Origin of the sequence: Parabacteroides sp. AF48-14 (assembly GCF_003477465.1) — a bacterium.
In the GTDB taxonomy this organism is placed as follows: Bacteria; Bacteroidota; Bacteroidia; order Bacteroidales; family Tannerellaceae; genus Parabacteroides; species Parabacteroides acidifaciens.
The window spans coordinates 143,131-168,275 of record NZ_QUDI01000003.1; the positions used below are offsets into that span (position 1 = coordinate 143,131).

Annotated in this window: 20 protein-coding genes and 1 pseudogene; 4 read left to right on the forward strand and 17 right to left on the reverse strand. The window is 46.0% G+C overall.

Features of this window, described 5'->3' with window-relative positions; all coding sequences use genetic code 11:
• Positions 1 to 112 precede the first annotated feature (112 nt).
• Positions 113 to 829 (forward strand): tRNA1(Val) (adenine(37)-N6)-methyltransferase, encoded by a 717-nt coding sequence (locus DW083_RS02680; protein WP_122331333.1) that lies wholly within the window; start codon positions 113 to 115, stop codon positions 827 to 829.
• On the opposite strand, the gene DW083_RS02685 is transcribed toward DW083_RS02680, so the two are convergent.
• Positions 814 to 1,785 (reverse strand): diacylglycerol kinase family protein, encoded by a 972-nt coding sequence (locus DW083_RS02685; protein WP_115499879.1) that lies wholly within the window; start codon positions 1,783 to 1,785, stop codon positions 814 to 816. The two genes, DW083_RS02680 and DW083_RS02685, sit on opposite strands and share 16 nt — an antisense overlap.
• Before the next feature lie 195 nt (positions 1,786 to 1,980).
• Here DW083_RS02685 and DW083_RS02690 point away from each other — a divergent pair, with 195 nt between their 5' ends.
• The 3 genes from DW083_RS02690 to gldH all read left to right on the forward strand — a co-directional run bounded on the left by DW083_RS02690 (position 1,981) and on the right by gldH (position 5,280).
• Positions 1,981 to 3,168, forward strand: a complete 1,188-nt coding sequence (locus DW083_RS02690; RefSeq protein WP_115499880.1) for an aminotransferase class I/II-fold pyridoxal phosphate-dependent enzyme — start codon at positions 1,981 to 1,983, stop codon at positions 3,166 to 3,168.
• 152 nt (positions 3,169 to 3,320) lie between these two features.
• Positions 3,321 to 4,829 (forward strand): regulatory iron-sulfur-containing complex subunit RicT, encoded by a 1,509-nt coding sequence (ricT, locus tag DW083_RS02695; RefSeq protein ID WP_122331334.1) that lies wholly within the window; start codon positions 3,321 to 3,323, stop codon positions 4,827 to 4,829.
• Complete coding sequence (gene gldH, locus DW083_RS02700; protein ID WP_122331335.1) at positions 4,744 to 5,280, forward strand: gliding motility lipoprotein GldH; 537 nt, start codon at positions 4,744 to 4,746, stop codon at positions 5,278 to 5,280. The genes ricT and gldH overlap by 86 nt, the downstream gene beginning before the upstream one ends.
• Before the next feature lie 2 nt (positions 5,281 to 5,282).
• Here gldH and rodA read toward each other — a convergent pair whose 3' ends face one another.
• The 16 genes and pseudogenes from rodA to DW083_RS02780 all read right to left on the reverse strand — a co-directional run bounded on the left by rodA (position 5,283) and on the right by DW083_RS02780 (position 25,116).
• Positions 5,283 to 6,752 (reverse strand): rod shape-determining protein RodA, encoded by a 1,470-nt coding sequence (gene rodA / locus DW083_RS02705; protein WP_199659132.1) that lies wholly within the window; start codon positions 6,750 to 6,752, stop codon positions 5,283 to 5,285.
• Positions 6,721 to 8,592, reverse strand: a pseudogene (gene mrdA / locus DW083_RS02710) (penicillin-binding protein 2). Before mrdA ends, rodA begins: the two are co-directional and overlap by 32 nt.
• A complete protein-coding gene (gene mreD, locus DW083_RS02715; protein WP_115499884.1) occupies positions 8,582 to 9,100 on the reverse strand; it encodes a rod shape-determining protein MreD in 519 nt (172 codons plus the stop codon). Before mreD ends, mrdA begins: the two are co-directional and overlap by 11 nt.
• Positions 9,093 to 9,947, reverse strand: coding sequence for a rod shape-determining protein MreC (mreC, locus tag DW083_RS02720; protein WP_115499885.1), 855 nt, complete (start codon positions 9,945 to 9,947; stop codon positions 9,093 to 9,095). Before mreC ends, mreD begins: the two co-directional genes overlap by 8 nt.
• A gap of 106 nt (positions 9,948 to 10,053) precedes the next feature.
• Positions 10,054 to 11,073 carry a rod shape-determining protein gene (locus DW083_RS02725; RefSeq protein WP_115499886.1) on the reverse strand — a complete coding sequence of 340 codons (1,020 nt, stop codon included), beginning with the start codon at positions 11,071 to 11,073 and terminating at the stop codon, positions 10,054 to 10,056.
• 97 nt (positions 11,074 to 11,170) lie between these two features.
• Positions 11,171 to 12,694, reverse strand: coding sequence for a bifunctional phosphoribosylaminoimidazolecarboxamide formyltransferase/IMP cyclohydrolase (purH, locus tag DW083_RS02730; RefSeq protein WP_122331336.1), 1,524 nt, complete (start codon positions 12,692 to 12,694; stop codon positions 11,171 to 11,173).
• 145 nt (positions 12,695 to 12,839) lie between these two features.
• Complete coding sequence (locus DW083_RS02735; protein ID WP_115499888.1) at positions 12,840 to 13,034, reverse strand: hypothetical protein; 195 nt, start codon at positions 13,032 to 13,034, stop codon at positions 12,840 to 12,842.
• 230 nt (positions 13,035 to 13,264) lie between these two features.
• A complete protein-coding gene (locus DW083_RS02740; RefSeq protein ID WP_122331337.1) occupies positions 13,265 to 14,176 on the reverse strand; it encodes an outer membrane beta-barrel protein in 912 nt (303 codons plus the stop codon).
• Between the two features lie 20 nt (positions 14,177 to 14,196).
• Complete coding sequence (locus DW083_RS02745; RefSeq protein ID WP_122331364.1) at positions 14,197 to 14,661, reverse strand: hypothetical protein; 465 nt, start codon at positions 14,659 to 14,661, stop codon at positions 14,197 to 14,199.
• Between the two features lie 13 nt (positions 14,662 to 14,674).
• Positions 14,675 to 15,211 carry a hypothetical protein gene (locus DW083_RS02750; protein WP_122331338.1) on the reverse strand — a complete coding sequence of 179 codons (537 nt, stop codon included), beginning with the start codon at positions 15,209 to 15,211 and terminating at the stop codon, positions 14,675 to 14,677.
• A gap of 17 nt (positions 15,212 to 15,228) precedes the next feature.
• A complete protein-coding gene (locus DW083_RS02755; RefSeq protein WP_115499892.1) occupies positions 15,229 to 15,723 on the reverse strand; it encodes an RNA polymerase sigma factor in 495 nt (164 codons plus the stop codon).
• A gap of 95 nt (positions 15,724 to 15,818) precedes the next feature.
• A complete protein-coding gene (locus tag DW083_RS02760) occupies positions 15,819 to 17,699 on the reverse strand; it encodes a WG repeat-containing protein (RefSeq protein WP_122331339.1) in 1,881 nt (626 codons plus the stop codon).
• Between the two features lie 23 nt (positions 17,700 to 17,722).
• Positions 17,723 to 21,556, reverse strand: coding sequence for a hypothetical protein (locus DW083_RS02765; protein WP_122331340.1), 3,834 nt, complete (start codon positions 21,554 to 21,556; stop codon positions 17,723 to 17,725).
• A gap of 758 nt (positions 21,557 to 22,314) precedes the next feature.
• The gene (locus tag DW083_RS02770; RefSeq protein WP_115499900.1) at positions 22,315 to 23,076 is read right to left on the reverse strand and encodes a LytTR family DNA-binding domain-containing protein; all 762 of its coding nucleotides are present in this window, start codon (positions 23,074 to 23,076) and stop codon (positions 22,315 to 22,317) included.
• Positions 23,073 to 23,534: an ATP-binding protein gene (locus DW083_RS02775; RefSeq protein WP_158582079.1), complete on the reverse strand. Its 462-nt coding sequence runs from the start codon at positions 23,532 to 23,534 to the stop codon at positions 23,073 to 23,075. Before DW083_RS02775 ends, DW083_RS02770 begins: the two co-directional genes overlap by 4 nt.
• Positions 23,479 to 25,116, reverse strand: a complete 1,638-nt coding sequence (locus DW083_RS02780; RefSeq protein WP_122331342.1) for a hypothetical protein — start codon at positions 25,114 to 25,116, stop codon at positions 23,479 to 23,481. Before DW083_RS02780 ends, DW083_RS02775 begins: the two co-directional genes overlap by 56 nt.
• Positions 25,117 to 25,145 lie beyond the last annotated feature (29 nt).

Here is a 25,145-nt window from a genome sequence, read left to right on the forward strand (position 1 = left end):
TTGCGGAATATTCTTATCGCCCGCAGTTCTATTTTGTACAATAAACGTGCCAAAGTTACTATTTTTAACTCAAACCGACTACTTTTGCAGTTGAAAGTTGAAATATAAAAACATGCCGAACCCCTATTTTCAATTCAAACAGTTTACCATCCGCCACGATAAGTGCGCGATGAAGGTAGGAACCGACGGTGTTTTGCTCGGCGCATGGGCAGGCACCGAGGGGTGCAACCGTATCTTGGATATCGGTACGGGAACCGGACTGATCGCCCTGATGCTGGCACAACGCAGCAAGGCTGATATCGACGCAATCGACATAGATGCCGAAGCCTGTTTGCAGGCAGAGGAAAATGTGGAAGCCTCTCCCTTTGCCGGACGGATACATGTCATCCATTCCGCACTGGCAGATTTTGCATCCGTAGCCACCCGCAAATATGATCTGATCGTTTCCAATCCCCCTTATTTCGCCGATTCGCTGAAATGTCCGGACGGACAACGCAGCATGGCCCGCCATACGGACACCCTTCCTTTGGATAAGTTGCTGCACGACAGCCGCGCACTGCTTGCCCCCGGAGGACGCCTGGCCCTCATCCTGCCTTACGACCGGAAAGAGTACCTCACGGAGTGCATCCGAAAGGAAAATCTTTTTCCTTCAAAGGAAATTTCAGTTATCCCCGTACCCGGCGCACAACCGAAACGCATCCTGATCGAGCTGACGGCCGAACCATCTGCATCGCCCATGCTGACCGGCCGGCTGACCATCGAAATTGCAAGGCATCAATACACGGACGAATACATCCAGCTGACCAAAGATTTTTATCTAAAGATGTAAGGGAGTTTCTTATCGAAGAAACGGGTTACTTCGCCAAACAAATTCTGTACCTCTGCCGTAAATGAAACAGTTTCGGGCGTCAATACGTTCAATGATTTGGGAAGAATTGAGATTTCAATACGGCTGTCCGCCATGATCGGCTCGCCGTCGAGGTGCATGACTCCCGGTTTCTGGCGGATAATCGTCACCTCTTTTCCCGTGAATGTCTTGATTTTGCTGTTACGGTCGATCTGTTTGGTAAACAGTTGAATGGCCAGCGGAGCAATGTCCAGCGGACCAAAAGGAGAAAGGATGGTGATATCCATCTTTCCGTCCTGTATGTTGGCGTGGGGAGCGATAAAGGCATTATTCCCGTATTGGGAAGCATTGCCGCAAGCAACCAGGAAAGCCTTTTCCTTGACTGTCTGGCTGTCGATCTGCAGTTCGTAAGGTTCGGGCTGGTAGCTCAGGTATTCTTCTACCGTATTCTTTATATAAGTAAGCGAACCGCGGCGTTTCTCACCGGCAAACTTCTGGCTGACCGCCGCGTCGAATCCGACTCCGCAGGTACAGAAAAAGATACGTCCGTTTGCCTTGCAACAGTCGATTGTCGAAATATGTCCTTTTCTGATCAGGTCGATCGCACGGCGCACATCCATTGGAATATGCAATTCGCGTGCCAAGCCGTTTCCCGAACCTTTCGGGATAATTCCCAACACGGCGTCCGAATGGATCATGGCACGGGCAATCTCATTTACAGTCCCGTCGCCCCCGACAGCAATCACGCAATTAACGCCTTTATCGATAGCCTGCCGCGTCAGTTCGCTGGCGTGACCGGGATATTCGGTAAAAGAGATTTCCACAGAACAATTCTCCCTCGCGAACGCACGTTCGATCATTTTCGGAATCTTTCTCTTCGAACCGACACCCGAAATCGGGTTTATTATGGCCTGTATACTGATTGATTGTCCCTCCATCCTTGTTGTTACTTATTTTGAAAGGACAAAAATAATGCTTTTGTAAAACTTTTAAAGCATTTCGGCTACTATAAGTTATTTTTTTACTACTTTTGCAGCTGGATTTGCCGAAACATAGATATTTATGTAGGCGGTAAACCTGAGATCTTTTAGAGTAACAACGTAGCGAGAAAATCATTCTCTGTTAATTATAATATGAAACTTTTACAAGAGAAACTATCAAAGTACGATGCACCTCAGCGAGCTATGGCCGCAGGAATTTACCCATACTTCAGAATGATTGAAAGTGATCAGGATACAGAAGTAATGATCAGCGGTAAAAAGGTTCTGATGTTTGGTTCCAATGCCTACTTAGGCTTGACGAATCATCCAAAAGTAAAAGAGGCGGCAATTGATGCCATTAAGAAATATGGTACGGGTTGTGCCGGTTCACGCTTCCTGAACGGAACGCTGGATTTGCACATTCAGTTGGAAAAACGTCTGGCGGAATTTGTCGGAAAAGAAGACGCAATTGTGTATTCTACAGGATTTCAAGTGAATTTAGGTGTTGTTTCCTGTCTGACAGGACGTGAAGACTACATTCTTTGGGATGAACTGGACCACGCATCTATCATTGAAGGACACCGTCTTTCATTCTCCACTAAGCTGAAGTTTAAGCACAACGATATGGATTCGCTGGAAAAGCAACTCCAGAAATGCGAGCCGGACAAGGTGAAACTGATTGTCACCGACGGCGTGTTCAGTATGGAAGGAGATGTTGCCAACCTACCGGGAATCGTTGAATTAGCAAAAAAATACAATGCAAGCGTCATGGTTGACGAAGCACACGGATTAGGTGTTTTCGGAGATCACGGCCGCGGAACCTGTAACCATTTCGGCGTGACAAACGATGTCGACCTGATCATGGGTACATTCAGTAAATCGTTCGCTTCTATCGGCGGATTCATTGCTGCCGACGAATCGATCATCAACTACCTCCGCCACCACTCCCGTTCTTATATCTTCAGTGCAAGTAATACGCCTGCCGCTACTGCTGCCGCAGATGCCGCGCTGGATATCATGTTGAGCGAACCGGAACGCATCCAGCACTTGTGGGATCTGACCCACTATGCATTGGAAGGTTTCCGTAACATGGGTTGTGAAATCGGACATACATCGACTCCGATCATCCCGCTGTTCATTCGTGACAACGACTTGACATTCCTCATTGTTAAGGAATTGTTTGAAGCCGGAGTCTTCGTAAACCCGGTTGTTGCACCGGCGGTTGCTTCGGAAGATACGTTGATCCGCTTCTCGCTGATGGCAACTCATACAAAAGAGCAGCTTGATTACGCATTGGAAGCTATTCATAAAGTATTCAAAAGTCACGGTCTGGTCGACTAAAATCAGAGCTGATAATGATATCGGAAAGGGCAAAACGGAGTACTCTGTTTTGCCCTTTCTCTTTATAATTCATGCATCATTTGCTACAAACCAAATATTTTGACTATTTTTGCGTAATTGTACGCGCAATAAACATTATATATACCAGACAAATGGATTTCAAATTAAATACAGGAAGTTGCTGCATGGGTAAAAAAGGATGCAGCAAAATACAAAATAATAAACTGAACACCTACGATTGGCTTTGCGATGTGCCCGATGCGGCAAACGCAACCGATTATGTAGAAGTCCAGTTCAAAAATACCCGCAAAGGGTATTATCTCAACAGTTCTAAAATTCCTCTGGAAAAAGGAGATATAGTCGCAGTCGAAGCCAGTCCCGGACACGACATCGGGACCGTCACACTGACCGGAAAACTGGTTCTTCTCCAGATGAGAAAGAACAATGTTCGCACCGGCGAAGGAAACGAGCCCAAGAAAGTCTATCGCAAAGCCAAACCGACCGACATTGAGAAATACGAGGAGGCAAAGGCTAAGGAACATGCAACTATGATCCGTTCCCGGCAGATTGCCGCCGACCTCGGGCTGAACATGAAAATCGGTGACGTGGAATACCAGGGAGACGGCAATAAGGCGATCTTCTATTACATTGCCGACGAGCGTGTGGACTTCCGCCAGCTGATCAAAGTACTGGCCGAAGCATTCCGGGTGCGTATCGAAATGAAGCAGATCGGTGCCCGCCAGGAAGCCGGACGTATTGGCGGTATCGGACCTTGCGGACGCGAGTTGTGCTGTTCCAGCTGGATGACAAGCTTTGTTTCAGTCGCTACCGGCGCTGCACGCTATCAGGACATCTCCATGAACCCGCAGAAGCTGGCCGGACAATGCGCCAAGCTGAAATGCTGTATCAACTACGAAGTGGATGCCTATGTGGAAGCTCAGAAACGCCTGCCTTCCCGTGAAGTGGTGCTGGAAACGAAAGACAATAACTATTATCATTTCAAAACAGATATCTTCAAACGGGAAATCACCTATTCTACGGACAAGTCATTTGCTGCCAACCTGGTTACCATCTCTGCCGACCGTGCTTTCGATGTGATCAATATGAACAAAAAAGGGACGAAACCCGTTACGCTCGAAGCCGACACCAAACCGCAACCGCCTAAACGCGATGCGCAGGATATTCTGGGACAGGATAGTGTCACCCGCTTCGACTCTTCCCTGAAAAAGAAGAAAAAGAAACGGAACGGAAACGGAAACAAGGAAGCTAACGGCAATAGGGATAACCAACCGAAAGATGCAACAGCCGGTAACGAAGGAAATAACAAACCGTCCAACGGAGAAAAGGCTAACAGCAACAACGGCGGCGAAAACAAAAGCGGAAACCGCAACAGTAGAAGCGGGAATCGTAACGGGAACCGCGAAAACCGGGAACCACGCGAAAATCGGGAACCCCGGGATAACAACAAGGAACGCGGCAATCGCGAGAATAATCGGGAAAACCGGGATAACAATCGCGAGAACAACCGTAACAGACAGCGTCCTAATCGAGTAAACAACGATAAGCAACCGAATAATGACAAACCTCAGCAACAAGCTAAGCCTGCTGCAAAACCGGAAACTAAACCGGAAAGCAAGCCGGATACGAAGCCAGAAGCTTAAAGGAATCATTGCCGCATTGATTTGTTCCCTGTTCTTTTCCTGCGAGAACGAAGCCTTGTACGACCAATACCAGGCAATCGACAAGACCACGTGGGAAAAGGACAAGGAATATTATTTCACCTTCGAGGTGGAAGATATATCCGTACCTTACGATCTGACGCTGAAAGTAAGGAATAACAATCTGTATCCCTATCAGAACTTATGGATTTTCTGTAACGAAGAACAACCGATCGGTCCGCTCCGCCGCGATACGATCGAATGTGTGCTTGCCGATGAGTTCGGCAAATGGTACGGACATGGTATCTCTTTATATCAAAGCAGTTTCCCCATCCATACGCAATATAAATTCCCGCATGCGGGACAATATACCTTCAGCTTCCGCCAGGGAATGCGCGACGATGCCCTGAAAGGCATACAGGAAATCGGGTTCTCTGTCAGTCCGTCCAAGTAGTATTACCGTTCCCGACGGGAAGCATCCAGGCGAAGGAAGATAAAGAGAAGAATAGTAAATCCCCAGAGGGAGGAGCCGCCGTAACTGAAAAACGGAAGCGGAATGCCGATTACAGGCGTAAGTCCTGTCACCATGCCTATATTAATCACCAAATGGAAAAAGAAAATAGAGGCGACACTATATCCGTACACCCGGTTAAACGTGGAACTCTGCCGCTCGGCCAATGCGATCAGGCGCAGGATCAGAATGGCAAACAGCAACAAGACGATGGAAGCGCCGACAAATCCCTGTTCCTCTCCCACCGTACAAAAGATAAAGTCGGTATCCTGTTCCGGCACATATTTCAACTTAGTCTGCGTACCGTTCAGGAAACCTTTTCCGGAAAGTCCCCCCGAACCGATTGCGATCTTCGACTGGTTTACATTATAACCGGCACCACTCGGATCATCCTCCAAACCCAACGAGACCTTGATACGCACCTGCTGATGAGGCTCCAATATATCCGTAAACACATAGTCCACAGAATACATGAAAGCCAACGATCCTAACGCAAAAACGGCAATCAGCACATAATGCCAGACCCAGTTGCGGACAGACAGGAAAATCAGGTAGCAGGCAATCAGTAAGACCAGCCCCATCGATATCCAGGAATAATCGACCGGCACAAAGAAAGATACAACATATCCTCCCAGAAAAGCAACCGCCGTCGCAGCCAACATAATCTGCACGGCACGGGTATCTTTTCTCTCCACCTGCACCAGGATAACCGTAATCAGCAGGATCATAGAAGAAACAAGTAATTCGCCCAACGCCGTCGCACCGACCGTTACATCCGAGAATTTCATACTGGTCACAAAGAAAATAACCGCGCAAACTCCCGCCAAAAGAATATACCCGGACATTCCCTCCCTGTACAACATAAGAAAGAAAGCCAGATAAACCAGTGCCGAACCGGTTTCTTGCTGTAACAAAATACAAACCATCGGCAGGAAGATCAGTGTCAACACCAGGATAAAGTTTTTGGGCGTAGTCAACTTGAAGCCATACGTATTCATCACTTTGGCTACTGCAAGCGCCGTCGCAAACTTGGCAAACTCCGCCGGCTGCAACCGGATAGGCCCTAAAACGAGCCATGAATGGGAGCCTTTTATATTGGGAGCCAGAAAGATTGTCGCGATCAGCAAGACAATGATAGCCGCATATATCAGATAAGCAAACACATCATAGAACTCGCTCTCCAACATCAATATCACAAAGATCAGCCCGAACGACAGCCCCATCCAGATCAACTGGGAGCCGGGGCGGCCCGACGGATCGAACAACCCCACGTTGTCGAACTCATAGCTGGCGCCACAGATGCTGAACCAACCGGCCACGATCAGAATCACATACAGCAGGATCGTCCACCAGTCTACTGTCTTCCATATTTCAGTCTTCCTTCTATAATTCACGATTCGGTAAAGATAAAACATTTGGTGATACTACTGCATTCGACATCGTCTCTTCCAGCAGTTTATTTTCTTCTGATATCTCACCCTTCAGATACTTCTCCATCATCAGCTTGCCGATCGGCACACCGTAAGTAGCGCCGAACCCGCCGTTTTCCACATAGACGCAGATAGCTACTTTCGGATTCTGGTAAGGAGCAAACCCGATAAAGGCCGAATGGTCTTTCCCATGCGGGTTCTCAGCCGTACCGGTCTTACCGCAAACTTCAATACCCGGAATGGCTGCACGCGTACAAGTCCCGCCTAAAACAGCATTCCGCATGCCTTCGGCCACGATCTCGTAGTTTCTACGTTCTACCATCGTATGCCGTTTATTAGTATAAAGCGTATCCAAGGGCATATCCTGTATTTCCTTCACGACATGCGGAGTGACAAAATAGCCCCGGTTGGCAATGGTCGCCGCCAGGTTGCAGATCTGCAAAGGAGTTGCCAAGACTTCTCCTTGCCCGATTGCGATCGAGATGATCGTACTGGAACTCCAACGGCTGTAATACTTATCATAATACTTGCTATTCGGAATAAAGCCTCTTTTCTCACTTGGTAAGTCCACGCCTAACTGGTATCCGTATCCCATCGAAACCAGATAGTCCTTCCAGACTTCAAAAGCCTCTTCTACATTCGGATAACGTTTCCGACTATCGATCATATCACGCAAGCCCCAACAGAAAAAGGAGTTACAGGAAGTTGCCAGCGCATACGTCACATTCAAAGGAGAGGCATGACCGTGACAAGCCGGTTTGCCGTTTCTGGAACCTGTATATCCATGTGCACAAGTGTACAGCGTCTCTGTCGTAATCACTCCTTCCTGCAGGAAAGTGAGTGCCTGAGTCGGTTTGAAAGTCGATCCCGGAGGTATTTCCCCATAATGGCACGGTTCAGCAAAGGCGTATCCGAATTCTTTGCCAGCATCACATGGTTCTTTCCCCGCTGACGCCCAACCAATAAACTGGGATCGTAGGTCGGAGAAGAAACCATACACAGGACTTCGCCTGTCTCAGGCTCGATCATGACAATACTGCCTCTTTTATTACGCATCAGTTTCTCACCCAATGCCTGCAGTTCCATATCGATGGAAAGAGTCAGGTTCTTTCCGGAAACGGGAGCCACATCGTGCCGTCCCTCTTCATACCGTCCTTTTATACGTCCATGTGCATCCCGTAGCAGAATCTCAACACCCTTAACGCCCCGCAAGACCTTTTCATAGGACTGTTCCACCCCTGACGTCCGGAGTTATCCCCCTGCACATAATAAGGATCTTTCTCTATATCCCCACGATTCACCTCCCCGATATTCCCTAACAAATGGGCTCCATACGGATACTCATATTCCCGGACTGTCCGGTTCTGGATATAAAAGCCTGGAAATTTATACAGCTTCTCCTGTAAAACGCCACATTCCTGTGCGGAGAGGTGATTCATAAACACCTGCGGCACATAAGAAGAATAACCCGGATTAATCCTCCGGTTCTTGATATCGGCTATACGCTTTTCAAACTGTTCTTTTGTGATACTGAGGATATTGCAGAAGTCAAGCGTGTCGAACGGCTGTATCTCGCGCATAATCAGCATGACTTCATAGGAAGGCTGGTTGTAGACCAGCAGTTTCCCGTTACGGTCATAGATGATACCCCGGGAAGGTTTAAAGTCTTTTTCAGAAACGCATTACTATCAGCCCATGCTTTATAATCGTTGTTCACTACTTGCAGGAAGAACAGACGGATGATAAAGATGAGAACCAGCAGAACAACGGCGCCGCCAATCACATAGCGCCTGTTCTCAAGTGCATACTTCACGTTATTCTCCACTTTTCTGGGACTCTATATTAAATGCTTCTATCGTACAAATCAATAAAATCGTCGTTACCACACTCGCCCCGATACGAAGCGCCAGGAACAACGGGTCGAAAAACGTCAGCGACTCGATCAGGAACAACGTCACATGATGAATCACTACAAACAAGAGTGTGTAGCGGAAAAAACCGCCATATCCGAATGTCTTATAAGAAGGATAAATTCCTTCTGGCAGATCTTTCCCCATAAACAAGCGGATCAATGGCTCACGGATAAAGCCGGCGAACGTACAAGCTGCCGCATGCATCCCCGGTGTATTGGAGAAAATATCGATAACCAGCCCGATCAGGAATGAGAAAAACACCACATTCGTCCGCGATGTCCCCACCGGCATTTTCAGTATAAAATAAAGGTACAGGAATGGTGTCGCCACACGCAGGAAATGGATGTTGTTCAGGACTAACACCTGTATCAACACCAACACCACGAAATAAAAGAAACCCCGTAGTATATTGTTAATCATTCCTTTTTGCCTCCTGCTCTATATTTTTTTGCTCCGCCTGACGGTAGTTCTTTATAATGCGCACATTGTTCAAAGCCTGGAAATCAGTTGCCAACTCCACTTCAAGCGAATAGAAGTTATCATCATGCTGCTTCTCGAAATCCACCACTTTGCCGACAATTATCCCGGCAGGAAAAACAGCAGAATAACCGCTTGTTACAATCGTATCTCCTTTCTCAAATTCCACATGACGGGGCAATTCGTCGAGGTTGGCAAACCGTGCATTACGCCCGTTCCAGCTCAAAGTTCCGAAATAGCTGCTTCCCAACACCTTGCAGCTCAACCTGAATTTAGGATTCAACAAAGGGATAACTACGGCAAAATGATCGGAAACAGTCGAAACAATCCCGACCACACCCCGTTCCGAAACGACACCCATATCGGGTTCGACGCCATCTTTGCGTCCCCTGTTAACCGTAATATAATTAGACAAATGCGTAACACTGTTGTTCACAACATTCGCCATCACGAAACTATACGGAAAATGCTCGGTCGAATCAGGGGCAAATCCGGAAAATGTCACCGTATCGGCACGCATCATATCCAGTTGGTCCTGCAATTCGAGCAACTCCATTTCAAGCTCCCCGTTACGCTCCAACAACTCCCGGTTTATCTCCCTTAAATTCAAGTAAGAACTGACATAGCCGGAAACAGAAGCAATATGCCCGGTTATTACATTCGCAGAGCTGAACATGATGTTCCGTTGATACGCATTATTCTGATAAACCAGCATCAACGACACAACCTCGAGCAATATGAATAAGAACCAATGCCTCTTTCTGACTAAAAAATCCAGGAGTTTACGCATAATAAATAATGTGCCAATAGACTAATGTGCAATATGCCAATGGACTAATATGCCCACGGGCTAAGCTCTATTGGCATATTGGCACATTGACATATTGGCATATTATTTACCGGATAAGGAAATTAAACTTGTCGATATTCTTCAAGGCAATCCCCGTTCCTCTTGCAACAGCATGCAGAGGATCGTCTGCCACATGGAACTCGATGCCCATCTTATCGCGCAAACGTTTGTCGATACCACGCAGTAAAGCACCGCCACCTGCCAGATAAATACCGTTCTTCACGATATCGGCATACAATTCGGGAGGTGTCTGTTCAAGCGCGCTCAACACGGCTGCTTCGATCTTGGAAATCGATTTGTCCAGGCAATGTGCAATCTCCTGATAGGAAACGGGCACTTTCATCGGAAGAGCCGTCATCTGGTTCGGACCGCAGACTTCAAAGTCTTCCGGTGCATCTTCCAGAATGCTCAAAGCAGAACCGACATTGATCTTGATACGCTCAGCCATACGTTCGCTGACACGTATATTGTGCTGACGGCGCATGTATTCGACAATATCATTAGTCAAGTCATCGCCTGCCATCTTGATAGACTTGTTGGAAACGATACCGCCTAATGAGATCACAGCAATCTCGGTCGTACCGCCGCCTATATCGACAATCATATTCCCTTCGGGAGCCAACACATCCATTCCAACCCCGATAGCAGCAGCCATCGGTTCAAATACCATATAGACTTCACGGCCGCCCGCATGTTCGGCAGAGTCACGTACAGCACGGATTTCGACTTCCGTACTTCCCGACGGAATGCCGATCACCATACGAAGTGAAGGAGCAAACCAGCGTTTACGTCCGCTTGCCATCTTTATCAGTCCGCGCATCATCTGCTCGGCAGCATAGAAATCAGCAATGACACCTTCGCGAAGCGGACGGACCGTACGGATATTCGGATTGGTCTTTTCGTACATTGCGCGTGCCTGGCTTCCTACCGCTAACACCTTTTCCGAACGAGCATCCAGAGCGATCACCGAAGGCTCGTCCACTACCATCTTATCATTACAGGTAATAATGGTATTGGCAGTCCCCAGGTCCATTGCCAATTCTTGTGTGAAAGAAAATAATCCCATTTTAATAATGTGTCAATTTACCAATGTGCCAATGTGCAATGTGCCAATAATAGTACCTCAATCGGCACATTGGCACATTGCCATATTGAATAATTATTTAATGTTTAAAGTGACGGACACCCGTCTTCACCATAGCCAAGCCATGTTCGTTGCAATAATCAACGGACAGCTTGTCGTTAATAGAACCTCCCGGCTGGATAACGGCAGTGATACCGGCCTTATCGGCAATCTCCACACAGTCGGCAAACGGGAAAAACGCATCCGAAGCCATAACAGCGCCCTTCAGATCAAAATTGAATGAAGTTGCCTTCTCAATGGCCTGCTTCAAGGAATCCACACGTGAAGTCTGTCCGATACCGCTTGCGCAAAGTTGTTTGTTCTTTACCAGCGTAATAGCGTTAGACTTGCTGTTCTTCACAATCTTGTTGGCAAACAACAGGTCTTCCACTTCCGGAGCGGTCGGTTTCTTTTCCGTCATCGGCTCCAGATCGGCTTCACTCTGAATGCTAAGGTCTTTCTGCTGCACTAACACACCGTTCAACAGCGAACGGAACTGCATCGGGCAGGTCTTGCATTCCTTGCGGACCAATATGATACGATTTTTCTTTTGTTTCAGTACTTCCAGGGCATCGGCATCGTAAGCCGGGGCGATGATCACTTCGAAGAAAATCTGGTTGATTTCTTCTGCCACTTCCTTGTTGACAGTCGTGTTCGTGATCAGGATTCCACCGAAAGCAGATACAGGGTCGCCGGCAAGAGCCGCCTTCCATGCGTCCACCACGTTACCGCGGGATGCGATACCACAGGCATTATTATGTTTCAGAATGGCAAACGTCAGTTCGTCAAACTCATCAATCAAATTAACGGCAGCATCGACGTCAAGCAGGTTGTTGTAAGAGATTTCCTTACCGTGAACCTGTTCAAACATATCGTTGAACTTGCCATAGAACTTAGCAGCCTGGTGCGGATTTTCACCGTAACGCAGGTGCATCGGAGCGTCTACCGTAGCGCGGAAGTGCGAGCCTTCGCAGCCATCGAAGTAGTTAAAGATCGCAGAGTCGTAGCCGGACGAAACAGCGAATGCTTCTTTCGCAAACCATTTACGGTCTTCGATAGAAGTCTCAGCGCCTTTCTCATTCAGCAACTGCATCAACGGCTGATACTGAGCCTTGGATGCAACGATCACGACATCTTTGAAATTTTTCGCAGCGGCACGGATAAGTGAAATACCGCCTATATCTATCTTTTCGATAATTGCCTGTTCTTCCGCACCGGAAGCAACTGTTTCCTCGAACGGGTACAGATCGACAATTACCAAGTCTATTTCAGGAATTTCGTATTGGGCAATCTGAGCCTGATCGCCTTCATTATCACGACGGTTCAATATACCGCCAAACACTTTCGGGTGAAGAGTCTTCACACGTCCACCCAGGATAGAGGGATAACCTGTCAGGTCCTCTACAGCGTCACACGGGAGTCCCAAATCTTCTATAAACTTCTGAGTACCACCTGTTGACACAAAACTAACACCTTCGCGGTGGAGTTTCTTTAAAATTTCGTCTAATCCATCTTTATGGTATACCGATACCAATGCACGCTTAATACGTTTTGTTGCAGCCATCTTCGTTGGGTTTGTTTTAATGTTTTAGAGCACAAAAGTAGGGATTTATTTTCAATATGTATATAAGGTAAGAAAATAATTTCCTACCTTATACTATTAAAGAATGCTATAAAACATAGAGAAAAACGGGCTGACTGCCAAAAGATCATTTTTTATCCGATACCTTCAATGTTTCATCGATGATTTCATCATCTTCTTTCTGGTCGTCGATCACATCGTCCAGCCCTTTTTCATCATCGGACGGAGATGTATAATCGTCCGACAAGATTGAATGCGGAGTAAGCGTTTCGTCTTCCAGCTCCGAACTTTCGTCCCATAAAGTTTTCATTATTCCAGCCATAACTATTTGTGTTTTATTTATTAATACAGCAATAAAACACCACGGAAGAACGATTTGTTGAAGAAAGGATTAAGAATCCACATGTATTTTATATTTGATTCGCACGAAATCTATTTATGAAGGCGTCATTAATATTTTTGACGCCCTCATAAATATTAACGAGGACGTCAGAAACATTTATGAGGGCGTCGAAAATAGATTTCCTGCAAGTCAAAATAAAAATAGATCTGTTATAGATGTATCTGCAACCCTAACGAAACGGGATGCACTTTCGGACCTTTGTCTTTTTCAAACAGGCCCATCGGCGAATACTTGGCGTAGAAACCGATGCAGCCGACACCTGCCTGGAACAGAAAATCCATTGTCACCGGACGGATGTTCATGCCCCGGTCCATCTTTTTCTTGCGCTTGTCGCCATCTGCATCATGGTAAACGATCTTGGAAGAGGAAATCGTTTTAACGACACCTACGACACCGCCCGAAACAAAGAAACGGGGAGACTTGCGGCGATGTTTGGCAGATTGCCATTCTAACAATACAGGAATCGTCAAACTGGTAATATTCAATTTGCTGGCATCATAAACGACACCTTCGGGAGCAGGCACCAACTGCGTCACCCCGTCTACCTCCTGGAAATGCGCATTCATATCCAGCCGGTAACGGCTCCAACGCATACCGGCACCTGTCACAACCGCCCATCTGTAGCGGGAAAACGGGAAACTGAATTCCATAAAGTTCAGATTATATTCCAACGAGTTACCGCTGCGAAGTGTAACGCCGTCCACATCATTAACCCCGTCGCTACCGGAAAAGTTCGCAAAGCCCATGCCGAATCCAGCCCAATGCGGATCGAAATCCTTATCCCAAGACGGGATCGGGATGTTGATCGACTTGATATGTTTGCGCCGTTCATAGCTCTGTCCGTCGAGATAATGTCCTTCAAAGATCATTTCACCATCTATCGAGTCGCCCTCTTCGGTCAGTTCATAGACTTTCACTTTCATCCGGTCGCCGTTCTCCTTCACTTCGATACGCTTGTTATCCAGTTTGATAACAGTGTCGGCAGGCATCAGTTCACCATTTGCAGCCAGCAATCCAAGGGCTGGAATGCATGCGGCTATAATCAATAGAAATCTTTTCATATTCTTTGTTGTTTATCAGTTTATAATTTCTTTTCTGTGAATAGCAGGGTGATCAGGTCGTCACTATCCAGCTCTCCTTCGATATAGACCAGCGTGATGACACCTTTGGAGTTGACCTTGAACAGGACAAAACGGTTCACATCCGGACTTTTCCCCGGAAGCTGATAATAAGCGGAAACCACTCCCCCGTCATCCGTCACCTCCTTAATCTTACGGGCACCCTGCTGGTCGGCTTCGAGACACTGGCGGGTAAAACGCAAAGCTTCCGGATCGTTCTTGATCGTAATGCTCTTATAACGTGTCATTCCGTACGTTTCCAGCATTTCGTTGGACAGTTCCACCATCGTGACATTCTTTCTTTTGCCATAGCGTGTAAAGACATCCTGTATCTTCAGGTCCTTCTGCGCTTCGACAGCTCCGGCACCGGCGGGCAGCAGCAACAGGGCTGCCAGCATGATTAATAATGTATATTTCAACTGTTTCATCTTGACATGTTTTTTATTCGTCTTCACTAAAAAGGCTTCCTAACTCTTTTAATTGATTATCTATTATCCGGCGGTCAGCTTCATCCTGATCCTCTACCGGAAAATATTCGTCGGCGGGAGTGGCCACCTCCTGCAACGCTTCAAATGCCAGCGAACGGACTGTATGGATATCTGTATAGCAACGGCCGTTTATCACGACATAGTTATCGGAACAGAAACAGGGATCGGCCGGATACAGCAGCCGGCTGAAACTCAGCAAAGCCAACACACAGGCAGCCACTCCCGAAAGCGTGTAAAGGATAGCCCGCTTAACACCGGCTTCGCTTTTATGCGACCCCACATGAAGCACGGGAACAGGGGCGGCTTCCTCCTCCTTCAACTGTTCGATCTCTTCATCAAAATAAGCAAACAGAGGCTTATAGGCTGCCAAATGCTCCGGCACATCTCCGGATGCAAAAAAGGCACGAATCCGCTGCTCTTCACCGGCTGAAGTTTCACCTTCAAAATACCGTTCCAGCAACTCTTCCATATATTTAATCCTCTCTTCCATAATTCATAATTCAAAATTCATAATTCCTTAACCAATTGTTCCCGTATCTTTTTTCTCGCTCTCGAAAGATTAACCCGGACAGCTTCGACCTGCGTACCTGTTATTTCTGCTATCTCCGCCAACTCGTAACCTTCTACGTCTTTCATCCGGATAATGGTCTGCTGGAGCGAGGGCAGTTTGCCTATCAGCCAGCGGATGCGGGCAACGGTGTCTTGCTGTTCCAGTTCTTCCGCCGGATTCCGGCTACCCGAATCGAGCGAGAGCTGCGTTATATCCGTCCCTTCGGGCCGGTGCTGTTTCAATTTATCTAATGCCAGATTTTTGGCAACCTGTATCGCCAATGCCTCGACACTGTTATAACTGTCCAGCTTCTCGCGTATCTGCCACAACTTGAGAAAAGTCTCCTGCACAATATCCTCTGCATCAGACCTGTCTTCCATCATCCGCCTGGAAATATTGAACAACTTCTCCCGAAGCGGCAATACGGTTATTTTAAATGTTTCGAGTTCCATTTCTGTTATTATGACGACAAAGAAACGAAAACATAACATGAGGAATGGAAAAAAATTAAAAAAGGCCGGAAAAAATTTCCAGCCTTTCTTACTTCTTAGAATGTGCATCCGGCTTGTCGCGCCTTCCTCTGCATCTGCTCCAATGATTTCGCGTATGTATTGTTTAAGCGATCCGAGCTATGGATTACCCGGTAATCACCGGCGGTTGCTCCATCTGCCAGATCCGGAGAAATCGAATGGGCTGCATTCTTTCCTGCCGCACTTCCTTTTCGTCCGGCATTTGCTTTAGTCCCGTTCGCCAGACGAGATGAAAGTCGTTTTATCTCGGAACGGTAGAAGGCACAGTTATTTCCACCACCGCCACCGGAACCACCGCCGCCACCGTAATTGCCACCATCACCGGCATGGGCTGCCAACGACATATTACTTGTTGCCGACACATATCCCGCAACATCGCCTTCTGCCAGACTACTAACCGCCTGTCCGATCGAGGCGACATCGCCCCCGCCGTTCTTCACGCCATCAACCGCCAATGCCGTTCCGGCTGCAACTCCGATAATGTTTGCTGCGGTCATGAATCCTTGTTCCACCCGGTTCCATCGCCGTTCGCGCCGGTCTTTCTTGGCTTGTTTCAGATTTGCTTCTATCTCTTTGTTTTCCGGGTCCAGTTTATTGGCGATTTTCAGGCGGTTCATACCTTCTTTATAGTTTTCTTTTTCAATGTCCATTATTCCAAGATTATTATGAACCATTGCATAAGTCGGATCGATACACAGTATTTTCTTATATTGTACACGCGCCTCCGCAGACATTCCGGCTTCATCGTACACGACAGCTTTCGCAAACGCCCTGTCCAGCAAATCGTCCATCACCAAACCATCCGCACCGATCTGTCCGTGTTCAAAGTTAATCCAACCGACCGATGTTCCGGCTACAAAAGGTTCGATCCGGTCATAACTCGGCGGAACAACCAAAGCACCCGTCCAACTATACAGCCCGACCTCTTCGTCCTTATAGACCGCAAACACTTCCCCCTCAGGCATATATTCGATCATATCGAACTGGCAAGGAATCACCAGCCGCCCATAATGGTCGACCGCCCCCCATTTGTCGTCTTGCGCAACCAGAGCGAAGCCATCGCCCACGCGTGCGATCTCTTCATAGCGCATAGGTACGGACCAAAGCGAATCGGCCGGAACCGGAGTGCGGTAAAGGCTATCCATAACCAACATATCAGCAGCTTTCCCCGCCTCTTCTATTTTAGCTAACAGCTCATCATATAATCCATTCCCCCGATCTGCCTCCACTTTTTTTGCCGTTTCTTTATAAAGCTTGTTTGAAGTCGGAAGTTTCGTCATCATCTCCTTCAGTTTATACTTGCAAGGAACGACAATTTCTCCTTTCAAGTCGATCGCCCCTATCTTGCCGTCCATCTTAACAGCAGCCAAATCATTCTCCTCAAAGTTCTCCGCCCACTCAAATTTAGGCGGGATCACAAAATTCCCTGATTTATCGATGAAACCAAACATCCCGTCTTTCTTGACCGCCGCCAATCCCCGGCTGAATCCTGTTAGTTTGTCAACCGGTTCAAACTGTGGTTCGATGATAAAACGGTTATACCGGTCGACAAAGCCGACCCGCCCATTCAACTGCACGCCTGCCAGATTCTCCTCAAACCGTTTGGCTACTTTTTCATATTGGGCAGGAATCGCCCATTCCGTCTCATAACCGACATGCAGAATGTCATCCAACTGGTTTCCAAACGAAATGCCAGTCCCCAAAATCCCGTTATTGGAAAGCGTAGCCGCCTTCTGCCACCAACCGCTTTTCTCCCCCTTGTTTTCAAAGCCCCATCTCTTAGCTTCATTCGCTTTGGCAGCCAGACCGGAGCCGTCTGTTTGTGCATAGCCCAAAGCAGAAATTACCCAAATCAGAACAAGGCTCCACTTTATCTTTGTTATCCAATATTTTTTCATACGATTTACTACACCCTAATTTATTATCGACTAAGATTCACCACCTTGAACGTATTCCTGCCGCACTTGACAATAAAGAGACCTGTTTCTGTCAGATAATAAGAATCACAATCGCTTGTAATCTTTCCGGCATGAACCAGTTTTCCACTGACTGCATAAATAAAATACGGCTCACCGATTCTCTGTCCGGTTAAAATCAGATGTCCATTCTCCATATAGACTTTCCGATGCATTGCAACTTCCTCTATTGCGGTTGAACCTTTATCTACAAGAACGACATTCCCCTCTTTCAGCGCATACACCCATTTTTCATCCGGGCAACTTATCTTCGCCAAATCCTGAGCCGTCAATTTATAGCCACCCGTTCCCTGTGCGACAACAATACCGGGGACAACCGTTTCTGCTACAGAAGCTAACTTCAGATTATACTGCAAAGCAGAAGAAACAAGTAGCTTGGCTGGCGCAACAGACATATACAAACCGGCAACTTTCGTATTTCCACTGAACTTCACATCCGACCAGGAATAGACATCGCTATGAGCATTTGCGCTAATTTCACCTCCGGTAAAGGTTGCCAGACAGTTTTCTCCAATAAAAACTCCTCCACATCCTTGTGTTACCTTATTATTATGAATCGTTCCTCCCGTCATCATAAACGTACTATTCTCATTATTGACAACATTACCAATCTCACTCGTGTTATTGGAAATACTGCCACCCGCCAAAACAAAGTTTCCCTCATTAAACACAGCACTTCCCTGCTTCCCAACATTGTCTGAAATTGTTCCGCCTGTCATTGTCAGGACACCGGTAGACGCCACATGTATGGCCGCTCCCAAAGCTCCGTTTTTATTGGAACCACCTTTAATCACGCAGCCACTTCCAACCTTCAATTGCCCGCTTACAGAAACAAGCGCTTCCCCGACCTCTTTCTGCACTCCGTCTATTGTCGTATTAACAAGTGATAAAGAAGCACTTGAAGGAATCTCTAACATCGCTTCGGATGCGGGCATATCCTTCAACGAAGTTTCCTCCCGAATAAACGATGCGCCCGAAAAGAGAAGATGCGCCCCTTCGGGTACACATAACGGATGCGAAAAACGAATCGGAGCACTGGCAAATACAATATCAATCGGATCTTTTTCCGTACCGACATTGCCACTCTGTCCCAAGCCATCCAGGAAATCCTGCAAATCGTCTCCGCTTTCAAAAGAGTGAGCTTCGCTTTCTTTCAAGACAATCGTATTACCGGACAATTCAAGTTTCCAATCGCTATTCTTATACATATACTTATTCAGATCATCCTCCGTCAACTGATAGCCATCACATCCGGCAACGACAACCGTTCCGGCAGTTAGTTTCCCTGCATTATAAGCATAATGATTCAAGACAAGTTCCGACTTTTGTTTCCCATTCCGGCTGATACGTGCTGCTGGATCATAAAGTACAACAGAATCCATAACGTTCGTTCCATCCCCTTCTATTTTCAGGTCCAAATTAACCAGCAATCCGCCTTGATTATCCTTAATAATACCGCCAGATTTTATCAGACCGGTCTGCATTTTTACATTATAGGGATATTTAAAGACGTTGTTTTCTATAATTCCACCAGACATGGTAAAAGATTTCACGCAGGCAATACCGTATCCGGTAGTGTTCTCCTCAATCGATCCTCCCGTCATTTCAAAAGAGAGATACTTATTCGTACAGTCCGTTATCAATTCTGCATCAGGAAGATCATTATCACGGATAGTTCCGCCATTCATCACCAAGGTACAAGCTGAGTTATCGGCAATCCAGATCAATCCGGCATGGGTTCCACGCACCCGGTAGTTTTTTATCTCCGTTCCTTTATTGATTGTCAATTTTGCTTGCTTACTTAAATCAAATGCCGACCAAATTACACTTTGATCATTTGTAAACGTCGTTTTATTCCCATCGACAACCACATCTTCCAATGTCAAACAAGCATTGCTCAACAAAAATGAAGCATCCGTATATCCGGAAGCCCGCTTCAACGTTCCGCCAGTAAGTTTCACGGACTTATCATGAATATAAATCGTTGAGATCAATACTTCACCTTCAATCTTTATGACAGTAGGTTCACCACCGCATGTACCAGTCGCATTTTCAATTGCCAGTTTAAGCTCTTTCTCCGTACGGACTGCGGCCTCACCGGTCATCCGAATCTGGATGCAACCACTCGCTGGACTCAAGTAGCTTTCATAACCTTGCGGCACAATAAACCGCACTTTATTTACATCAGTTTCTTTCAATATATATCCTTCACCTGCAATAATCGGAGTATCCGTAGTAAAATCATCATTGATAAAACTAACGACCCAGCCATTATTCATTTCAGAAGTCATATAAATACAACAATCTTTTGCGATCGAGATATTGTTCATCCCGCAATTTCCCTTTGTCCGGAAATCGGCATACGAGTAGATGCTATGCGTGCAGCTTTCATTGATAACTCCATCCGTTATAACCAAATGTCCGCCGGCATAATTATAGACACCATACGTACATGTAGCAAATGAGCCTCCATAAAAGTTAAAAGAACCGGAGTTATCGACACCACGTTCGACGCCACTTATATCTCCTCCATATACATTGGCTAAACCGGTATCAAATATATAATAGAAAGACTTGTAGCCGGAAGTATTGCGGAAAGTGACCGTATTGTTAATCTGAAGTGTTCCACGTACCATGAAATAAGTTTGCCCTTTATAATTTCCGCCATCCAAAACGATATTATCAAACGTCAGAGAAGCATTATCCTGTACATTAAAAGCAAAATCTCCATTTTGTAAATCATTCACGGTGATACTACCTCCCGTAATAAGAAAATGCTTACCTGCCGGAACCATAACAGGACGATCCAGCTCGATTCCTTCAGCCGGAATCTCGACCCGGACAGGCTGTTCTTTCGTCCCATACGGCGCATTATTCAGATAGGCTTGCAAGGTCACGGCATCAACAATGCCTTTCGCGCTGCGTATGACGACAGAGTTGTTTTCCAGAACAAATTTCCATTCGGAAGAAGTAAATCTGGAAGAACTCAACATTTTAAGATCATTTTCCGTAAGCGTGTAGTTATCCCCCGTAGCGACAATAATGCCTTCGAATTGGTCATCCGGTATAGCCGATAACTTCAGTTCAGACAAAGAAGAAGGCCAGATTTTAATTGGAATCTCCAGTGCAGACGTAATCCGGATCTTTGCTCCCTTTTGCAATACAATACTGGGAACGGAAACAGTACCGCTTAAAAGGAAATCTGAATTAGAGGTTATAAATCCGGTTTTGATACTACCATCTGTAAAAGTCATAGCCCCTCCCAAATTTTCAACTCCTCTTGTATCGGTAATCTTACCGTCGGTCATTTCAAAAGAACTGTTTTGAGTCTTTACAAGGACAGCATTATCGTATATCGTAGAAGCAGGATTGCCACAATCTTTTATTTCACCTGAAGATAGTTTAAGGCTGCCTGTTTCCAATAAAACCAATTCATGTCCGCTCTGCCATGTTCCTCCGGAGAGAACGGCTCCATCCCCTAATTCAACGAGACTACCAGCCGAAATAACCAGCAGCGCACTGTCTGTCAAAGCTAAAGTTCTTTTCAGTGTTCCATTAATAAACTTATAACTTTTACCATTCCGAACATATAAAGGACGTTCTCTTTCCAGTGCCTCGTACTTAGACAAATCGACAGTTTCCACCTCCCCGGCCCGGGTTTGTACCGGATTATCCAATCTGTTCTGTAAATCGTCGACCGATTGCCCAACCACAAATTGGGTATTCACTATAACCGTGATAAATACGATCTTCAATAATCTGTGTAAAGATTTTTCCATACTTCTATATTTTATTATTCGTTTGCCACCCCACTTTTGCTTGTCTTACCCTTTCCTCTGTTTTTAAGCAAACCTCTATATGGTTTTCAAATGTAAAAAAACACAAACATCCCGGCAACGGGTAAAATCCCCATGGTCGGACAACTTATCGAATTTACCGTTAAGCGGTAAAAAACAGCAGACAAAATAAAAAGAATTTTAGCTATAGAAGTGACAGGAAAATATCGTCTATGATTCAGGGTTATTGTAAAAAACGTTTTTTACAGACTCGAAAGATATCTGAAAGCAAACAAATGTTAACCCACTTTTCGGGCGTCAAAAAGGGGCTTTTTCCCTTTTTTCGGGAGTTTTTTGCCGTTACGACCGTCCTCTTTGCCATTACGACCGTCCTAATCTTCGCGAGGTGCCGAGTGCACTACACATTAGCACGGTCGTCGTGGCGATTACGACCGTCCTCTTTTGACAAACGACCGTTTTTAGGGCAAAAAAGCCCCTAAATTTCCTTGGGATATTTGAGACGCCGTCCGTTTTATTTTGCTACAGGCGATTCTCCGGGAGTTAAGGTTTATCACTTTGACAGCATTTTCATCTTTCGATAATCAAATTGCACGCTTTTTGGAATGGGCTCGGCACCTCATTTTCCCTGTTGTCAGCCATAAAGGCCAAAACAGCAAAAAGAGTCAATCCAAAATCGATCAAGATTTCGGACGAAATAGAAAAATGGCTAAAAAGGGGGTTATTGTAATTTCCCCGATCTACTATATAATCTCCAGCAACTCCTTCACCCTCCCATAATAGCGGCGCGAAGCGACCAGCTCGATGTCGTTGAAAGGCGGATAGAGACGGCATTCGAGCGTTTTATTTTCGATGGAACACAGATAGTCCATATTGACAATACAATTCTGGCTGATCTGGACAAACGAGACACTCATATTCAGTAAATCGCGGGCGGAAATATTCATACGAAGTTTATAGTCAGTCCGGTTGGCAAGGTAAAGCTGCCAACAGCGATAAGTATCGGAAAAACGGAACATCAGAACATCCTCGCGTTTCAGGAACAGCAAGCCTGTTACCGTCTGGATCGCAAATTTACAATCGTCCGCCAGCAAACGGCGCATAGACTGTTCCATATTGACTTTACTCCGGTAAAAGACACACCGGAAACGTTCGATGACAGCATCCAGTTCTTCCGGCAGATAAGGTTTCAACAGATAATCGAAAGCAGACGCCCGCAAAGCGTCCAAGACATATTTATCGTATGCCGTGTAAAAGATCACTCGCATATCGGCATGCACATCGGCACGAATGCTTTGCCAAAGGTCGAAGCCGGACATCTTCGGCATTTCCACATCCAGGAAAAGCAGGTCGGGCTGCTGGCGAATGATAATCTTGCGCGCCTTCTCGACTGATGTTGTCGTTTCCAGGATGCGGATATCGGAATAAGCAGACAAATCATTACTCAAATTGCGTATAGAAGCTATTTCGTCATCGACAATAACTACTGTAATTTCTTCACTCATAATTCAAACGTATAATCAAACGGGACTACAAAAGAGACTAAAGTACCGTGGCCACCCGGTTCAAGCCGGCAACGGTCTTGTATAATAAAGTTCATTTTATTCTTATTCCGCCTGTTCAGAATATCAATGGTCTGGTTCAAAATCTTCAAACCATATCCTGTACTCTGCTCCTCTTTCTGCAAATGCCCGTCATTGGAAAAACCAATGCCGTTATCTTCTATATCGATATAAAGACATTGTTGTTTCTCGGTGACTTGTATCCGTATACAGGCATCTGCATCTTCCGGGTCAAAAGCATATTTCACGGCATTTTCCACCGGGATTTGGATAGACATGGAAGGAATCAACCAGGTCTCCGGTATTTCGGAAGGCAAATCCCAAATAATCCGGATTCGTCCGGGATCACCTAACATACGGAGTTGCAAATATTCCTGAACCAATTGTATTTCGTCTTTCAAGGGGACAGCTATTTGTTCGGAAAAGATCAAGTTCCCACGCAAAACCTTTATCAGCAAGCGGATAGGTTTGTCCAACCCCCTCATATTGCCGGAAAGTCGGCAATATGATATTTAATGCATTAAATATGAAATGGGGAGAAATACGGTTCCGGACTACAGCCATACGCAGACGATTCACAGTAGCCATCTGCTTCCAATACAATTTTTCTTCTTTTCTTCGCTTATACAAAATCCAGCAAAAAGAGGCTGACAAAAACAATAGTAATAACAAGCCACAATAAAGAGCAACAGTTTTCCAGTGACTCACCTCATTTTGGACACCCATAAGCTGAATATCCTTTTTCAGCAAAGTCGTATCCTGCCTGTACCGGAAATCGATCTCCGCTAAACTGTTTCTCACCTTCACATTCCGCAGCGAGTCATTAAACATATCGGCCTTCGTCTTAAATTCATAAGCTCTGCGGTAATCCTTTTTCTTATCATACAATTCCTGCATCCGGCGGTTATTATAATATATGTAAAGCGGGTTGACCAGCTTCAGGTCATAAGTACGCGAAAGCAGTTGCTCCGCCTGGGGAAGATCATTCTCCAACAAAGCTAAGGAAGCATACAAGCCATCCATATAATAGCGAAAAGAAGGATGTTCATAAGCTTTTCCGAACAGTCGGCGAGCGTCATCCAGATAGATATGGGCCGAATCCGGCTGTTTGTCCAGGATAAATATTTCACCCATATTCCCCCGGACAATCGCTTTATAGAGCGGCTGGGGAAAAGCATTTGTAATCCGGTCCGCTTTGCGGAACCAATCGAGGGCCTTCCCATATTCCTTTGTATTATAGTAGTAATTTCCCCGGGTGTTGGAAAAGAAATAACGTTCATAAGGGGTACACAGGCTATCCATTTGCTCCGCCTTTGTAAAATACTCATCCGCTTCGGGAAAGTTTTCCAGTTCCACATATAACTTGGCCAGACCGGAATAAATGGCAAAATGATCCCGCGCTCCCGTCCCTAACGAATCTGCAACAAAAAGAGCCTTCCGGTAATAAAAACCGCACCATGAATAATCCCCGTTCTGCAAATATGAATCGGCTAAATTCATATAAACGGATGGTAACACGCTTCTCTTTTTTGTCATATGCAAAATTTCGACCGCCGATTTTAGAACAGTAATAGCCGAATCGCGCTCACTCTGTTCCTGCCAATAGACTCCCCGGTTATTATAGGCTTCTGCCAGCAAGGACAAATAGCTGTCCGAAGGTTGCCTTTCACGACAAAAGCGAATCACCTCTTCATTTGTCCGCAAAGCATCCTCCATCCGGTTCTGATAATAATAACATTTGGATTCGTGAGATAATAGCATACAGATGCACAAGCTATCCTTCAAAAGCGACCGGTTTTCAGAAAAAACTTCGATTACTCTCTGCGGAGATTCAGTCATCGAATCCTGATAAAGAGCCAACAATGAATCTGTCATAAGCATTTCTCTGTCAAACTCTCCGGACTGTTTATAAGAACAACTGCCCAACCCCCAGAATATGACTAATCCGACCAAATATAGTTTTAGCACATCTTTCCTCTCCATTTAACCTCTCTTAAAAATATCTTAAAGAA

Coding starts and splice junctions, on each gene's coding strand:
- DW083_RS02680 (WP_122331333.1), top strand. CDS start 113: ATGCCGAACCCCTATTTTCAATTCAAACAGTTTACCATCCGCCACGAT.
- DW083_RS02685 (WP_115499879.1), bottom strand. CDS start 1,785: ATGGAGGGACAATCAATCAGTATACAGGCCATAATAAACCCGATTTCG.
- DW083_RS02690 (WP_115499880.1), top strand. CDS start 1,981: ATGAAACTTTTACAAGAGAAACTATCAAAGTACGATGCACCTCAGCGA.
- ricT (WP_122331334.1), top strand. CDS start 3,321: ATGGATTTCAAATTAAATACAGGAAGTTGCTGCATGGGTAAAAAAGGA.
- gldH (WP_122331335.1), top strand. CDS start 4,744: ATGACAAACCTCAGCAACAAGCTAAGCCTGCTGCAAAACCGGAAACTA.
- rodA (WP_199659132.1), bottom strand. CDS start 6,752: ATGTTTTATCTTTACCGAATCGTGAATTATAGAAGGAAGACTGAAATA.
- mreD (WP_115499884.1), bottom strand. CDS start 9,100: ATGATTAACAATATACTACGGGGTTTCTTTTATTTCGTGGTGTTGGTG.
- mreC (WP_115499885.1), bottom strand. CDS start 9,947: ATGCGTAAACTCCTGGATTTTTTAGTCAGAAAGAGGCATTGGTTCTTA.
- DW083_RS02725 (WP_115499886.1), bottom strand. CDS start 11,073: ATGGGATTATTTTCTTTCACACAAGAATTGGCAATGGACCTGGGGACT.
- purH (WP_122331336.1), bottom strand. CDS start 12,694: ATGGCTGCAACAAAACGTATTAAGCGTGCATTGGTATCGGTATACCAT.
- DW083_RS02735 (WP_115499888.1), bottom strand. CDS start 13,034: ATGGCTGGAATAATGAAAACTTTATGGGACGAAAGTTCGGAGCTGGAA.
- DW083_RS02740 (WP_122331337.1), bottom strand. CDS start 14,176: ATGAAAAGATTTCTATTGATTATAGCCGCATGCATTCCAGCCCTTGGA.
- DW083_RS02745 (WP_122331364.1), bottom strand. CDS start 14,661: ATGAAACAGTTGAAATATACATTATTAATCATGCTGGCAGCCCTGTTG.
- DW083_RS02750 (WP_122331338.1), bottom strand. CDS start 15,211: ATGGAAGAGAGGATTAAATATATGGAAGAGTTGCTGGAACGGTATTTT.
- DW083_RS02755 (WP_115499892.1), bottom strand. CDS start 15,723: ATGGAACTCGAAACATTTAAAATAACCGTATTGCCGCTTCGGGAGAAG.
- DW083_RS02760 (WP_122331339.1), bottom strand. CDS start 17,699: ATGAAAAAATATTGGATAACAAAGATAAAGTGGAGCCTTGTTCTGATT.
- DW083_RS02765 (WP_122331340.1), bottom strand. CDS start 21,556: ATGGAAAAATCTTTACACAGATTATTGAAGATCGTATTTATCACGGTT.
- DW083_RS02770 (WP_115499900.1), bottom strand. CDS start 23,076: ATGAGTGAAGAAATTACAGTAGTTATTGTCGATGACGAAATAGCTTCT.
- DW083_RS02780 (WP_122331342.1), bottom strand. CDS start 25,116: ATGGAGAGGAAAGATGTGCTAAAACTATATTTGGTCGGATTAGTCATA.